This window comes from Pantoea phytobeneficialis (genome assembly GCF_009728735.1).
In the GTDB taxonomy this organism is placed as follows: domain Bacteria; phylum Pseudomonadota; class Gammaproteobacteria; order Enterobacterales; family Enterobacteriaceae; genus Pantoea; species Pantoea phytobeneficialis.
The window spans coordinates 2386095-2400285 of sequence record NZ_CP024636.1 but is presented as its reverse complement, the minus strand read 5'-3'; the positions used below and the strand labels follow the sequence as shown (position 1 = coordinate 2400285).

Annotated in this window: 11 protein-coding genes; 3 read left to right on the top strand and 8 right to left on the bottom strand. The window is 52.6% G+C overall.

Annotated features, from left to right (window positions below):
• The first annotated feature begins 5 nt into the window (after positions 1-5).
• The gene (dadX, locus tag CTZ24_RS11165; protein ID WP_208723547.1) at positions 6-1076 is read left to right on the top strand and encodes a catabolic alanine racemase DadX; all 1071 of its coding nucleotides are present in this window, start codon (positions 6-8) and stop codon (positions 1074-1076) included.
• Here the strand turns inward: dadX and CTZ24_RS11160 are convergent.
• From CTZ24_RS11160 to yeaG, 6 genes are all read right to left on the bottom strand, one after another.
• A complete protein-coding gene (locus CTZ24_RS11160) occupies positions 1069-2262 on the bottom strand; it encodes a multidrug effflux MFS transporter (protein WP_208725542.1) in 1194 nt (397 codons plus the stop codon). The two genes, dadX and CTZ24_RS11160, sit on opposite strands and share 8 nt — an antisense overlap.
• A 116-nt stretch (positions 2263-2378) precedes the next feature.
• Positions 2379-3845 (bottom strand): undecaprenyl-phosphate galactose phosphotransferase WbaP, encoded by a 1467-nt coding sequence (wbaP, locus tag CTZ24_RS11155; protein ID WP_208723546.1) that lies wholly within the window; start codon positions 3843-3845, stop codon positions 2379-2381.
• A 378-nt stretch (positions 3846-4223) separates the two neighbouring features.
• A complete protein-coding gene (locus tag CTZ24_RS11150) occupies positions 4224-4457 on the bottom strand; it encodes a DUF1480 family protein (protein WP_021183032.1) in 234 nt (77 codons plus the stop codon).
• Between the two features lie 77 nt (positions 4458-4534).
• Positions 4535-6262 (bottom strand): potassium/proton antiporter, encoded by a 1728-nt coding sequence (locus CTZ24_RS11145; protein ID WP_208723545.1) that lies wholly within the window; start codon positions 6260-6262, stop codon positions 4535-4537.
• A 230-nt stretch (positions 6263-6492) separates the two neighbouring features.
• Positions 6493-7770: a YeaH/YhbH family protein gene (locus CTZ24_RS11140; RefSeq protein ID WP_208723544.1), complete on the bottom strand. Its 1278-nt coding sequence runs from the start codon at positions 7768-7770 to the stop codon at positions 6493-6495.
• Positions 7771-7861: 91 nt separating this feature from the next.
• A complete protein-coding gene (gene yeaG, locus CTZ24_RS11135) occupies positions 7862-9796 on the bottom strand; it encodes a protein kinase YeaG (RefSeq protein WP_021183035.1) in 1935 nt (644 codons plus the stop codon).
• A 409-nt stretch (positions 9797-10205) separates the two neighbouring features.
• Here yeaG and CTZ24_RS11130 point away from each other — a divergent pair, with 409 nt between their 5' ends.
• The gene (locus CTZ24_RS11130) at positions 10206-10955 is read left to right on the top strand and encodes a MipA/OmpV family protein (RefSeq protein WP_036625007.1); all 750 of its coding nucleotides are present in this window, start codon (positions 10206-10208) and stop codon (positions 10953-10955) included.
• A gap of 85 nt (positions 10956-11040) precedes the next feature.
• Positions 11041-11892 carry an aldo/keto reductase gene (locus tag CTZ24_RS11125; RefSeq protein WP_208723543.1) on the top strand — a complete coding sequence of 284 codons (852 nt, stop codon included), beginning with the start codon at positions 11041-11043 and terminating at the stop codon, positions 11890-11892.
• 21 nt (positions 11893-11913) lie between these two features.
• On the opposite strand, the gene CTZ24_RS11120 is transcribed toward CTZ24_RS11125, so the two are convergent.
• Both CTZ24_RS11120 and gapA read right to left on the bottom strand, forming a co-directional pair.
• Complete coding sequence (locus tag CTZ24_RS11120; RefSeq protein ID WP_208723542.1) at positions 11914-12789, bottom strand: D-hexose-6-phosphate mutarotase; 876 nt, start codon at positions 12787-12789, stop codon at positions 11914-11916.
• A gap of 83 nt (positions 12790-12872) precedes the next feature.
• Positions 12873-13871 (bottom strand): glyceraldehyde-3-phosphate dehydrogenase, encoded by a 999-nt coding sequence (gene gapA, locus CTZ24_RS11115; RefSeq protein ID WP_021183039.1) that lies wholly within the window; start codon positions 13869-13871, stop codon positions 12873-12875.
• Positions 13872-14191: the final 320 nt, after the last annotated feature.

Below are 14191 nucleotides of genomic sequence, written 5' to 3'. Positions count from 1 at the left end.
AGAGCATGTCACGTCCGATTGTCGCCACCATTAATCAACAGGCGCTGCGACATAATCTCACCGTCGTTCGTCAGGCGGCACCCGCATCACGCGTTTGGTCCGTGGTAAAGGCTAACGCTTATGGGCACGGTATCCGCCGCGTCTGGCAGAACCTGGCCGAAACCGACGGTTTCGCGTTACTGAACATGGAAGAAGCCATCCTGCTGCGTGAGCAGGGGTGGAAAAAACCGATTCTGCTGCTGGAAGGTTTTTTCCATGCAGAAGATCTGCAACTGATCGACCGCTATCGCCTGACGACCAGCGTGCACAGCAACTGGCAGATTCAGGCGCTGGCGCAGGTGCAACTCTCTGCGCCGATCGATATCTATGTGAAGGTGAACAGCGGCATGAATCGCCTCGGCTTCCGTCCTGAGCAGGTGAATGCCGCCTGGCAGGCGTTGCGGGCGTTACCCAATGTCGGCGAGATGACGCTGATGGCACACTTCGCTGATGCCGAGAATCCGCAGGGAATTATCGAGCCGATGAAGCGCATTGAACTGGCAGCAGAAGGGCTGAACTGCCCACGCTCGCTGTCGAATTCGGCGGCTACGTTGTGGCACCCGGAAGCGCATTTCGACTGGGTCCGTCCCGGCATTGTGTTGTACGGTGCCTCGCCGAGCGGTAACTGGCAGGATATCGCCAGCACCGGTCTTAAACCGGTGATGACCCTGACCAGCGAAATCATTGGTATTCAACAATTACAGGCGGGTGATGGTGTGGGCTACGGTTATCGCTATCACGCATCTGCCGCTCAGCGTATCGGTGTGGTGGCCTGCGGTTACGCCGATGGTTATCCGCGCCATGCGCCGACCGGGACACCGGTAAGTGTCAATGGAGTGATGACGCGAACCGTCGGCGCGATTTCGATGGATATGATTATGATTGATCTCGAACCTTGCCCGCAGGCCGGAATTGGTTCGAAAGTGGAACTGTGGGGCGAACAGGTGAAAATCGATGACGTGGCAAAAGCAGCCGGAACGGTGGGCTACGAGTTGATGTGCGCCCTGGCACCACGCGTTCCGGTGGAAATCATTTAACCGCGGTGAGTGAACCGTGCATACGTTTACTGCAGCGCCAGGCGATAAGCGCCAGCGCTGCACCTACCAGCATCATCAGTGCCAGCGCGGATTTCTCCGCCAGCGGTAAGGCCACCACCAACAGGCTGCCGCCTGCACCACAGGCCATCTGAATAAATCCCTGTAATGCCGCAGCAACGCCCGCCTGCTGTTGGTACGGTTCCAACGCATAGCTGGTGGCCGGGCCAACGGTAAAAGCCAGTCCGGCGACGGAGATGGCGACCGGGATCATGTACAACGCCCAATGCGTTTGCCAGGCCGCAGGTAACAGCGCCATTCCGCCGGTGAGCAGCAGCGCACCGACTAACATAGCGACAAAACCCATCGCCAGACAAAATGGCCGACCGGCTTTGCGGATGGTTTTATTCACAAAAGCACTCACCAGCATGATCCAGAACCCATTGGCACCAAAGGCAAAAGAGAACTGGAGTGGTGTCAGACCGCCTTCGGTCATCAGTACATGGGGGGCCAGCGACACATAGGTCAGCACCATGCCGAGTGCGCCTGCATTGGCAAAGGCGAATGCCAGAAAACGTGGCTCCCGCGCGATGGCGAGATATTGTCCCAGCGGTAATCCTGAGACACGCAGGGTATTGGCCGGGCGGGTTTCTGGCAGCCACAGCAGCACCACCGCAGTGATCACCACGGCATAGGCCGACAGAAACCAGAAGGGGGCACGCCAGCCCCAGGCATCGGCTAACAGGCCACCCAGCAACGGTGCCAGTGCGGGGACGATATTCAGTGCGCCATTGAGAAAACCGTAAGCGCGAGCAGCGGCATCACCGCTCAGTCGGTCGCGTACGCCGCTGAATGCCACCACCGCGGTGCAACATACCGCACAGCCCTGAATTAAGCGTGCCAGCATAAATATCGGCCAGACGCTGGCGGTGGCCGCTACGGCGCTACCGATGATGTAGAGCGCCAGCCCGATCAACGCGATGGGTTTACGGCCAAAATTATCGACCAATGGCCCGGTGATCAGTTGACCGATCCCCATTACCAGTAAAAACAGTGGGATGGTGGTCTGAATCAGACTCACCGGGCTGTTTAGCCCCTCGGCAATTTGCGGTAGCGTTGGCAGGTAGAGATCAATGCCGAGCGGTGCCAGCAGCACCAGGCTTAAAAGCAGCAGGGTAAATTTTTGCATCACAAACCAGAAACATCCTGTTAATCGAGCGGGAAGGGTAATGATTCAGAGGGCAAAAGGAAAGGATTAAAAAAGGCGATGTCTGCCAGACTGCAACAGACATCGCGTCGAGGGTATCAGTAGGCACCGTCGCGGCGCAGAACCACACCAGCGGTCTTGAACAGGATGGCGATGTCTGTCCATAACGCCCAGTTTTTCACGTACCAGGAGTCAAAATAGACGCGGGTATCGTAGTCGATATCGTTACGGCCGCTCACCTGCCATAACCCGGTCATGCCTGGTTTCGCCATCAGGTAGTAGTCCACATCTCCGGCATAACGCTCCAGTTCGGCCTCAATCACCGGTCGTGGTCCCACCAGACTCATTTCACCGCGAATCACGTTCCATAGCTGAGGTAATTCATCGAGGCTGGTTTTACGCAGGAAGCCCCCGATTTTGGTGATGCGCGGATCGTTTTTCAGCTTAAAGTCGCGGTCCCATTCGGCTCGCGCTTCCTCACTGGTCGCCAGCAGGTTTTGCAGCACTTCCTGTGAATTGGTCACCATCGAACGGAATTTCAGACAGTGAAACTTCTTGCCTTCGAAACCGACGCGCTCATGACCATAGATGGCGTTGCCGCCGTCACGTTTCACCATCCAGCACAGCAGCGCAAATACCGGGGCGAGGAACAGCAACAGCAATGAAGCGACGATAATGTCGAAGCTACGCTTAAGGAAGCGCGAAGAGCGTTTTGCCAGGTTGTTGCTGACGCGCAGGATCATCACTTCATGACTGAAGATAAACGACATATCCGTGCCGTACAGCGGCACACCGCGCAGTGTCGGGATAACGGAAACCGAACGGCATTGCATTTTGGAAAGGAACTTCAACCATTTATCCCGCACCACCTGCTGTTCGAACTCAGTGGCGACAATAAATTGGGTGTTATCACGATCAATGGTTTGCCAGTTAATATCTTCCCAGGTAATCACTGGCACGCCATTGACATGCTCCGGGTGCTTGTCGCTATCAAGGGCAATAAACGCCTGCACGTTATAGCCAAGAATCTCTTCACTTTGCAGGGCTGCATAGGCTTCCAGCGCATTTTTACCGGAACCGATAATAATGGTTTCTTTTTGCCATTGACCGGCGCGATTAATGGCTCGCTTCACTCCGGCACGCATCAGCGGCAGCAGCAGCAGGGCATAGCTCCAGCTAAACACCCACACCATGCGCGAGAAGTCCCATTTCGAGAAGGCAATCAGTGCCAGGTCGAGTAGGGAGAAAACGAAAAGGGTTTTGACGATCTCTTTCAGTTCAAACCAGAAAGGCTTGCGGTAGGTGTAATGACGGAGGCGCACCCAAAACCATAAAGTGCAAAGTAGTGAAAGGCCTAACTGCGCAACGAAGCGATATTCAATTTGATGCGGAGGAATAAAGGTGTCCAGTTCTCCCCAAATCCCCTGGATGGTGGCGGCGGATAAAAAAAGTGCCAGATTCAGTGCAATTAAATCAGAAATGCTTAGGGCTATTTTCGCAATAATGTTTTTTCGCAAGCCGCTCCATGAGCGGGCTGCATTATTTATTACCAATGTACTTGCCATAAAACCTGCTCTCTTTTCTTAAGTAAAAGATGGCCTGACCAGAATCAAGTACGCGCTCAGGTGTGGACCGCCGAAAGAAGAAGGCTTTTTATTTCAGCGAGATATAAATCAGCATTGCCATAAGCGCTGCACGATAAGGACCGTTTGTGGCGTGATTTTCGTCACAAAATAATGCAGCAACGTTTATGAGTATGCAGGAGATATTTGATGGCGTTAATATGGACATAGTCTGAAAAGAAAAGAATTGCCTGTGGAAGCGCCCATTTAACGTATTGAATAGAATGGATAAAATCAAAAAAACATCAGATATAGCGCTTGATTTTAAGACTGCTTTTAGGAATAACCGCCATATGAGCTGCATGGCGGTAATAAATTAACTCAGGCGGGTTTCTTTAATACCCAACGGTCTTGCTGTTTGTCATAGTGTCCGATCTCCAAATCGACGGGTTGGCCGTCAATCCACGCCGGTACACTGGTTTCATGATCCCAGCCGTCGAGCTGATAACTCAGGCCGGGATTGGTCAGGCAGGGAATGCTGACGGTTTCGAGCTTTCCCGCGTTCAATTCCGCATCGATGATCTCGTAACGACCAATCTTAACCACATGTCCCATCGTATTCTCCCGTTTCAGCAGGGTGGAATAGTGATCATAGTCGGTCCAGCGGGCTTTACTAATCGAATGCGCTCGGATTATTCCTTCTCTTCTGTCGGTCGCACACCAATTTTCAGGATATGGTTGTCCTCTTTCTCCGCCACCGTCCAGGTAAGCTGGTTCCATTCAACCTGGTCACCGACCACCGGCGTGCTGCCCAGCAACGACATCACCAACTGCCCCAGGGATTGTTGATCGTTGGTTTCTTCATCGAGATCCAACCCGTAAATTTGCGCCACATCGCGCAACCGGGCGTCAGCATCCAGGATAAAGTCACCAAAGAAACGTTGGTCGAGCGCCACCGGCGGTGACTGGCTGAACATCTTGCCGAGGGCAGGGAGATCGCGCTCGCGACCAATCACGCATAACACGTCACCTTCCTTCAGGCGCGTGCTGCCGTTGGGGTGCATCAAAACGTTGTCACGGAATAACGCCGCGATGCGGGTTTCGCGCGGCATTTGTAAGTCTCGCAGGGCGGCACCAATACACCATTTATCGGCGCTCAGCTGATACACGAACTGCTCCCACGGGTTCTCAGGATGAATATCCAGTCCAACCCGGCTGATTGGTGAGGCCGTCGGTGGAACCACCACTTTGGCTTTTCGCGCGGCGAAACCCAGTGACGTCCCCTGCAACATCAGCGATACCAGCACCACGAAGAAGGCGATATTAAAGTACAGCGATGAGTTCTCCAGCCCGGCCATCATCGGGAACACCGCCAGGATGATCGGCACCGCACCGCGTAATCCAACCCAACTAATAAAAATGCGTTCACGTCCGGTAAAGCCCTTAAATGGCAACAGGCCGACCAGAATCGACAACGGACGCGCCACCAGAATCAGCCACAGCGACAGCAGCATCGCCGGAATGGCGATATGCCACAAATCGGATGGCGTCACCAGCAGACCCAGCACAATGAACATGCCAATCTGGCTCAACCATGCCATACCATCGAAGGTTTGCAGAATGCCATGACGGTTGCGAATTGGGCTGTTACCCAACAGGAAACCACATAGATACACCGCCAAAATGCCGCTACCTTCCATCACCGTGGTCAGGGCAAACACGATGATACCGCCACTCAATGCCAGCAGGGGATAAAGTCCCTGCGCCAGATTGATGCGGTTAATCAGTTGCTGCAACGCCCAACCACCGCCCAGCCCCAGCACGATGCCCAGACCAAATTGCTGCACCAGATGCACGATAAACATCCAACTCAGCCCCGTTTGTCCCTGTTGAATCATGTCGATCAGGGTGATGGTCAGAAACACCGCCATCGGGTCATTGCTGCCGGATTCGATTTCCAACGTTGCGCTGACACGTTCGTTTAACCCTTTATCGCCGAGCAGAGAGAATACCGCAGCAGCATCGGTGGAGCCGATAATGGCGCCAATCAGAAAGCCCTGCATCAAATCGAGGTGGAACAGCCAGGCAGCGGCCAGACCGGTCAGACCGGCGGTGATCATCACCCCAACCGTTGCCAGCGACAACGCCGGGCCAAGCGCCACTTTGAATGAGCTGGCCTTGGTGCGCATACCGCCGTCAAGCAGGATAATCGCCAGCGCCAGGTTGGATACCAGGTAGGCCACCGGATAGTTATCAAAAGCGATACCGCCGATACCATCGACCCCGGTTAGCATCCCGAGCGCGAGGAAGATCACCAAAATTGGTATGCCCAGGCGCGAGGAAAAGGAGCTTAGCAGAATGCTTGCTGCAACCAGCACTGAACCAATAATGAATAAACTGTAAACCATGCTGGCATTCAACGGCGTTCTCCTGCGGCGGGTGGTGATCCAGGTGTAGTGTGTAAGCTTCACGCGAACAAAGACAAAAGATAATGCCTTATCAATAGCTTGTCAGCGGAAAATAACATATTTTTTTATATCGGCAGGTGTTGAGGCATCTGTAGTTAAATTTGCCAACAAAATCTGTATGGTGCAGAGGGTTTTAGCGGAAAGCAGAGAGTAAAAAGCCGGTCAGTGACCGGCTGCTTTTATCAGGATTCTGCCACTTGTTTGTGGAAAAGCTCCCTAAATACCGGGTAAATATCTTCCGGCTCGCGGATGTGCTGAATAGCGAAGTTATCAAACATCACCTGCAAATGCTCATACTCACGCCACAGGGTTTGGTGCGCGCGGCGAGTTATCTCGATATAGCTGTAATAACGCACCACCGGCAGGATATTTTTCGCCAGAATCTCGTGGCAGAGCGGGGAGTCATCCGCCCAGTTATCACCATCCGATGCCTGGGCAGCATAGATGTTCCACTGCGTCGGGTCATAACGCTCTTTTACCACCTCATCCATCAGCTTCAGGGCACTGGAGACAATGGTGCCGCCTGTTTCCTGTGAGTAGAAGAACTCCTGTTCGTCTACCTCTTTCGCCTGAGTATGGTGACGGATATAAACCACATCGACGTTTTTATAGGTTCGGCTCAGGAACAGGTAGAGCAGAATGTAAAAACGTTTCGCCATATCTTTGGTGGCCTGGTCCATCGAACCTGAAACGTCCATCAGGCAGAACATCACCGCCTGGCTTGACGGTTCCGGACGTTTCTCAAAATTTTTGTAACGCAGGTCAAAGGTATCGATAAACGGCACCCGCTCAATACGGGCACGCAGTTCGGCGATCTCTTTGCGCAGCCGTTCCTCTTCCAGCAGTTGCGCCGGTTCAGATTTTTCCACCTCGGTCAGCGTGGCTTCCAGTTCATGCAGCATGCGGCGTTTGCCCGCCGTCATGGCAGTCCGACGCGCCAGCGAGTTTTGCAGCGAACGCACCACGCTAATGTTGGCAGGTACCCCGTTAGAGGTGAAGCCAGCGCGATGAGTTTTATATTCATTTAATTGACGATGCTGATTTTTACGCAGGTTAGGCAGCGCAAGATCCTCGAACAGCAAATCGAGGTATTCATCTTTCGAAATCTGGAAGACGAACTCGTCCTGGCCTTCACCATCCTGACTGGCATTGCCCTGGCCGCCACCACCGCCTCCGCCGCCACCTTGTGGGCGTTCGACGCGGTCGTTCTGCACAAAGTGATCGTTACCGGGATGTACGCGATGACGGCTGCCCCCCCGGCCCTGATGGAAGATAGGTTCGTTAATATCTTCAATCGGAATGGAGACAGACTCACCGCTTTCCACGTCGGTAACCGAACGCTTATTAATGGCCTCGGAGATCGACTGCTTGATTTGCGACTTGTAACGGCGCAGAAAGCGTTGCCGGTTGACCGCGCTTTTGTTTTTGCCGTTCAGACGCCGATCGATGAAATAGGCCATAAAGTTCCCCCAAACTACAGTGCAAGCCAGGTCGGGACTTGCCCGACCTTCCTCTTCCGGCGTCTGGACGCCGTTTAGCTTACAAACCTAATTATGACGATTTACGCACCCGGAGATACCATTCGCACAGCAGGCGAACCTGTTTGCGGGTATAGCCTTTCTCCATCATGCGGTCGACAAAATCATCGTGTTTTTTCTGTTCGTCCGTTGAGGTTTTGGTATTGAACGAAATCACCGGCAGCAACTCTTCGGTATTCGAGAACATTTTCTTCTCGATGACCGTGCGCAGTTTTTCGTAGCTGGTCCAGTTCGGATTGCGTCCGCTGTTCTGCGCACGGGCGCGCAGCACAAAGTTGACAATCTCGTTGCGGAAATCTTTCGGGTTACTGATCCCGGCAGGTTTCTCGATTTTTTCCAGCTCGGCATTCAGTGATTCACGGTCAAACAGTTGTCCGGTATCGGGATCACGGTACTCCTGATCCTGAATCCAGAAGTCGGCGTAGGTGACATAGCGGTCAAAAATGTTCTGGCCGTATTCGGAGTAGGACTCCAGATAGGCGGTCTGAATCTCTTTGCCGATAAACTCCGCATACTTCGGAATCAGGTAACCTTTCAGGTGCTCCAGATATTTCTCTGCCTGCTCCTGTGGGAACTGCTCACGTTCAATCTGCTGTTCCAGCACATAGAACAGGTGCACCGGGTTGGCGGCCACTTCCGCATGGTCGAAGTTGAATACGCGTGACAGAATTTTGAAGGCGAAACGGGTAGAAAGACCGTTCATTCCCTCATCCACGCCAGCGTAATCGTGATACTCCTGCCATGACTTGGCTTTTGGATCAGTATCTTTCAGCGTTTCACCATCATAGACGCGCATTTTTGAGTAGATGCTGGAATTTTCCGGCTCTTTCAAACGCGACAGGATAGAGAAACGCGCCAGGGTTTCCAGTGTGCCTGGTGCGCATGGCGCGGTTGACAGTTCACTGTGATTAAGCAGTTTCTCGTAGATTTTGATCTCTTCGGAAACTCGCAGGCAGTAAGGCACTTTGACGATGTAAACACGGTCAAGGAACGCCTCGTTGTTTTTGTTGTTACGGAAGGTGACCCACTCAGATTCGTTAGAGTGCGCCAGAATGATGCCGTTAAACGGCAGCGCCGAAATACCTTCCGTACCGTTGTAGTTACCTTCCTGAGTGGCGGTCAACAGGGGATGCAGCACTTTAATCGGTGCTTTGAACATCTCAACGAATTCCATGATGCCCTGGTTGGCGCGGCACAGGGCACCGGAGTAACCGTAGGCATCGGGATCGTTCTGTGCGTGGTTTTCCAGTTTGCGGATATCCACTTTACCCACCAACGCAGAAATATCCTGGTTGTTTTCGTCACCCGGTTCAGTTTTGGCAATCGCCAACTGTTCGAGGATTGACGGCCAGACTTTCACAACTTTGAAACGGGTAATATCGCCGCCAAAATCGTGCAGGCGTTTAGCTGCCCACGGCGACATAATGGTGCCGAGGTAACGACGTGGAACACCATACTCTTTTTCGAGAATGTTCGCGTCTTCCTGTGGGTTAAACAGGCACAACGGATGGTCATTGACCGGGCTACGCTCACCGTCAGCGCTTAACACGTAAATCGGTACGCGCTGCATCAGGGATTTAAGGCGTTCAGCCAGGGATGATTTACCGCCACCAACCGGACCCAGCAGGTAAAGAATCTGTTTCTTCTCCTCCAGCCCTTGCGCAGCATGTTTCAGGTAAGAGACGATTTGTTCAATCGCTTCTTCCATGCCATAGAACTCTTCAAACGCAGGGTAGCGTCCAATGACGCGATTCGAGAATATTCTGGAAAGGCGTGGCTCCTGAGCAGTATCAACCATCACCGGCTCACCAATGGCCATCAACAGTCGCTCTGCAGCGTTGGCGTATGCACTGCGATCCTGCTTACAAATTGCGAGGAATTCCTGCAGTGTGAACTCTTCGTCCTTGGCAGCTTCATAACGCTGACGATAGTGATCGAATATATTCATAGCGATGCCCGTCCTTTCGTTTTTAGCACAGGTAAAGGAGCGTAATTAAGATGCTCTTGCAGCTCCCGGAAGATATTCTCTATTGAGTACAGCAACCCTTATGCCAACCTGACGATTTTTTATCGGGATACACAATTCTTATGGTTACTCTGCTCGTACAAAAAGTCTCGTCTTACTTTTAACTGTAGAAGGCATTTAAGAAATTTCCTCCGTTTCTTCTCCTTATTTAGCGATATATCAATAACAAAGTCTCATAAGGGACAGGGAACCGATCTCTCAAATCACAGCGGTATTGATGGTTTCAGACAATTCTGCTGCGGCTAACAACAACCCCCATTAAAAGTTAAACCCTGTGGAGAAATTGGTTAGACTCTGCGTGTGATTGTTATATTTATGGACTGAATAAATTGTGAACCATTTCAAACTTAAAGCGCTTGCTCTGCTCGCACCCTGCTATTTTGCGGCTTTCAGCACGTATGCCGATCCCTTATCTCTTGGGGCCTCTGTTATTTACGCCGAATCGCCCTACCGCGGGGGACAGGACCGATATATACCGGTGCCGGTGATTAATTATGAAGGCGACAGCTTCTGGTTCCATAGCCTACAGGGGGGTTACTACCTGTGGAAGGACCCGCAGGATCAACTGTCGTTGACGGTGCTCGGTTCGCCGCAGCAGTATGACCCGAAAGACAATGATCTGAGCGATATGAAGCGACTCGACAAGCGTCGCATGACGTTGATGGCGGGTGCCAGCTATCGCCATATCTCACAGTGGGGCATCTTACGCACCGCGCTGTTAGGGGATGTACTCAACAACAGCAACGGTGTGATGTGGGATATGACCTGGTTGTATCGTTTCGATTTTGGTGCGTTTAGCCTGACGCCGGGGATTGGTGCCTTGTGGAACAGCGCCAATCAAAACCGCTACTACTATGGCGTCTCATCACAGGAAAGTGCGCGTACCGGTATCGCGCGTTATCAACCGGATGACAGTTGGTCTCCCTACCTGGAAATGAACGCCAGTTACCAGATCAGCCAAAGCTGGAACGCGACGGTTTCCGGACGTTATACCCGATTTGGTAGTGACATCAAAGACAGTCCAATGGTGAATAAGAGCGGGCAAGTGACGCTTTGGACAGGTATCAGCTACAGCTTCTGATGGCTGCAATGAAACGCCCCAAAATGGGGCATTTTTATTGCTGCGCACCAAGGCTGCGCACCGTTATGGTTCATTTGGAGGTTTTATGACAAAGATGATTCAGTTCAGGGGAGAAGCACCCATCCCAGCCATTGGCCAGGGTACCTGGTACATGGGGGAGAGTCCGGCGACACATCAGCAGGAAGTTGCCGCGTTGCAGGCAGGCCTCGACCTTGGGCTTAAACTGATTGATACCGCCGAAATGTATGCGGAAGGCGGTGCCGAAATGGTTGTCGGCGAGGCGCTAAAAGGACGTCGCGATCAAGCCTGGCTGGTGTCAAAGGTCTATCCGTGGAATGCGGGAGAAGTCGATGCGATAGATGCCTGCGAACGCAGCTTGCGTCGTTTACAGACTGATTATCTGGATCTTTATTTGTTGCACTGGCGGGGCAATGTGCCGCTGGAGGAAACCATTCGCGCCATGGAGACACTGCAACAGCAGGGCAAGATTCGCCACTGGGGTGTCTCCAACTTTGACACCGAGGATATGCAGGAACTGTGGGGAGAGCCGGGTGGAGAGGCCTGTTTAACCAATCAGGTGCTTTACCATCTGGCGTCTCGCGGTATTGAGTATGATTTACTACCGGAATGCCAGTTACGTGATGTGCCGATTATGGCGTATTGCCCGTTGGCCCAGGCTGGACGTCTGCGCCAGACGCTCTTCAGTGACCCGCGCGTGCAGCAGATTGCACAACAGCAGGGCATTAGCGTAGCGCAATTGCTGCTGGCGTGGGTGATTCGCAAAGAGGGGGTGATCGCCATACCGAAAGCCAGCAGTGTGGCGCATGTCCAGGAAAATGCGGCAGCGCTTAATGTGGTGTTAAGTGGCGAACAACTGGCCATTCTGAATCAGGCCTTCCCACCACCGCAGGCTAAACTGCCGCTGGATGTGGTCTAACGGCGCATGCGCGCCGTTTTGTCAGACTTTATTGCGTAACCGGAAAGTTGTGGCGAGGCGAGCAGGGGATTCACCGGCGCTCACCAGTGGCTGGTTAATGCGTGCAGTTTCGACACACACCATAGTTTTGTAACCATCGTTAGCCATATCCCCCATGCTGCACGACAGCTCCGGACCAGGATTCCAGGTGACAACGTCACTTTGATAGTGATGGTACACTTCGATCTGTCGATTGCCCGCTTTATCATGAATCACGCTGCAATCTTCCGGCGCGGTAAAGACGCGATCGATACGACCCGGATAGGTCTGCTTACCATTGGATGTGCCGACCGCACTGTCATTCACTTTATCCACGAAGCTGTTACCCAGACCGCTGACTTCAGTTGCCGCAATATCGGTCACCTGGAAGTAGCTGTGCAGCGCGGCAGTTGCGGCGAAGTCGCCATGCGCTTCCAGCTCAATTTCGCAATGGGCACCAATACGGAAGCGGGCGAGCAGGGTAAAATCGTGCGGCCACAGTTTCAGCGTTTGTGCATTACTCTCCAGCGCAAAGGTCAGAATGACGCCTTCTTCATTCTCGTCATGCGCGGATAACGTCCAGGATTGATTACGGGCGAAACCGTGCGCAGGTTCACCCGCCGGGCCAAACCACGGCCAGCAGATCGGTACGCCACCACGAATCGCCTTGCCGACAGCAAAAGGCGTCTTCTCACTGAGCCAGAGGACCGGCTGTTGACCACTGGGTTGCCAGGCGAGCAGATGCGCACCTTGCAAGGTAATGGCTGCGCGCACGCGGGGATGGCTGACAATAATGACCGGCAGTTCACCAATCTGACGTTGTGACAGATAAGGGGTGATCTGCTGAACTACGGGTAGCGAAAAAAGCGACTCTTGCATACAAAATCCTTCTCTTAAGCTAGCCAAATAAAAAGGGCGACCTAAGTCGCCCCTTGTCTGATCTGTCTGTTGTGCTGGTTAGCTTATTTAGCAGAAACCAGAGCAATCAGATCGAGAACCTTGTTGGAGTAACCGGTTTCGTTATCGTACCAGGAAACCAGCTTCACAAAGTTGTCATTCAGCGCGATACCTGCTTTAGCATCGAATACTGAAGTCAGTACTTCGCCGTTGAAGTCGGTAGAAACCACGTCATCTTCAACATAACCCAGAACGTCTTTCATTTCGCCTTCAGCAGCGGCTTTGATCGCTGCACAAATTTCTTTGTAAGAAGCCGCTTTTTCCAGACGAACAGTCAGGTCAACAACAGATACGTTCGGAGTCGGAACACGGAACGCCATACCGGTCAGTTTGCCGTTCAGCTCTGGCAGAACTTTACCTACTGCTTTAGCAGCACCGGTAGAAGACGGGATGATGTTCTGAGAAGCGCCACGGCCGCCGCGCCAGTCTTTGTGAGACGGGCCATCAACGGTTTTCTGAGTCGCGGTGGTAGCGTGAACAGTGGTCATCAGACCTTCAACGATGCCGAACTTGTCGTTGATCACTTTTGCCAGCGGAGCCAGGCAGTTGGTGGTGCAGGATGCGTTAGAAACGATGTCCTGGCCGGCATATTTGTCGAAGTTAGCACCACGAACAAACATCGGGGTGTCATCTTTAGACGGGCCAGTCAGAACCACTTTCTTCGCACCCGCAGCGATGTGTTTACGTGCGGTTTCGTCGGTCAGGAAGATACCGGTTGCTTCAGCAACAACGTCAACACCCACTTCGTCCCATTTCAGGTTAGCCGGGTCTTTCTCAGCGGTAACACGGATTTTTTTACCGTTAACAATCAGCGCGCCGTCTTTAACTTCTACGGTGCCGTCAAAACGACCGTGCGTAGAGTCATACTTCAGCATGTAAGCCATGTAATCGGCGTCCAGCAGGTCGTTGATCGCGACGATTTCGATGTCAGAACGCTGCTGCGCAGCACGGAAAACGATGCGACCGATACGGCCAAAACCGTTGATACCTACTTTGATAGTCATATATTCCACCAGCTATTTGTTAGTGAATAAAAGGTTGGCTGTAAAATTACAAAAACCTTACCAGGCGTCAAGCGGAATCGTGTCAATTGTTGCGACAGGTCAATTCCAATGACAGGAATTATTCGTTGCGCAAACGCTTGCGCAACAGGGATTATTCCAAAGCCAGATTTGCCGATCGCCGACTATAAAGGGATGTGGGATCTAAAGGGTGATCGGCATCACAAATTCGTGCTGTCGTCAGCAGGACGGATGTGTTCGCACGAAAAAAGACCCGGATGATGTTATTCATTTGTTAGAATACTAGTCGATTTTTTCAGAAT

Excerpts from the sequence above, each read along its gene's own strand:
- CTZ24_RS11125 (WP_208723543.1), top strand. The coding sequence starts at position 11,041 with ATGACAAAGATGATTCAGTTCAGGGGAGAAGCACCCATCCCAGCCATT.
- wbaP (WP_208723546.1), bottom strand. The coding sequence starts at position 3,845 with ATGGCAAGTACATTGGTAATAAATAATGCAGCCCGCTCATGGAGCGGC.
- gapA (WP_021183039.1), bottom strand. The coding sequence starts at position 13,871 with ATGACTATCAAAGTAGGTATCAACGGTTTTGGCCGTATCGGTCGCATC.
- yeaG (WP_021183035.1), bottom strand. The coding sequence starts at position 9,796 with ATGAATATATTCGATCACTATCGTCAGCGTTATGAAGCTGCCAAGGAC.
- CTZ24_RS11140 (WP_208723544.1), bottom strand. The coding sequence starts at position 7,770 with ATGGCCTATTTCATCGATCGGCGTCTGAACGGCAAAAACAAAAGCGCG.
- CTZ24_RS11120 (WP_208723542.1), bottom strand. The coding sequence starts at position 12,789 with ATGCAAGAGTCGCTTTTTTCGCTACCCGTAGTTCAGCAGATCACCCCT.
- dadX (WP_208723547.1), top strand. The coding sequence starts at position 6 with ATGTCACGTCCGATTGTCGCCACCATTAATCAACAGGCGCTGCGACAT.
- CTZ24_RS11150 (WP_021183032.1), bottom strand. The coding sequence starts at position 4,457 with ATGGGACATGTGGTTAAGATTGGTCGTTACGAGATCATCGATGCGGAA.
- CTZ24_RS11160 (WP_208725542.1), bottom strand. The coding sequence starts at position 2,262 with ATGCAAAAATTTACCCTGCTGCTTTTAAGCCTGGTGCTGCTGGCACCG.